This window comes from Paenibacillus zanthoxyli JH29 (assembly GCF_000520715.1).
Lineage (GTDB): Bacteria > Bacillota > Bacilli > Paenibacillales > Paenibacillaceae > Paenibacillus_AQ > Paenibacillus_AQ zanthoxyli.
Window position 1 is genome coordinate 1 of the sequence record NZ_ASSD01000231.1, and the last position, 338, is coordinate 338.

Genomic DNA, 338 nt, shown 5'->3' on the forward strand with positions numbered 1-338 from the left:
GAGAGATGCTTCAGGCTCTGCTGCTGGAAGCGGCGTCCGGCGTCTTGCCTAATGACAGGACAGCCTTGATTAACGAAGCGAAAAGGATGAATCGCCATGAGCAATGATAAACTAACGGCCGCCGCTGCCGGAGCGGACATATTTCAGGATACGAAATGGGCCGGAAGGCTGCGGCGCCTGGAGACCGTCGTGTCTACCCAGGAGGAGGCCAAGCTGCTTGCGGAGAAAGGCGCTCCGGAAGGGACTGCCGTCATGGCCGAGGAGCAGACAGGCGGACGGGGAACAAGGGGCCGGAGATGGCATTCCCCTAAGGGCAAGGGCATCTGGATGAGCGTTGT

The 338-nt window shown here is 60.1% G+C and carries 1 pseudogene; it reads left to right on the forward strand.

What is annotated here, in order from left to right:
* Nucleotides 1–96: 96 nt before the first annotated feature.
* Nucleotides 97–338, forward strand: a pseudogene (locus L691_RS28345) (biotin--[acetyl-CoA-carboxylase] ligase); the annotation flags it as partial.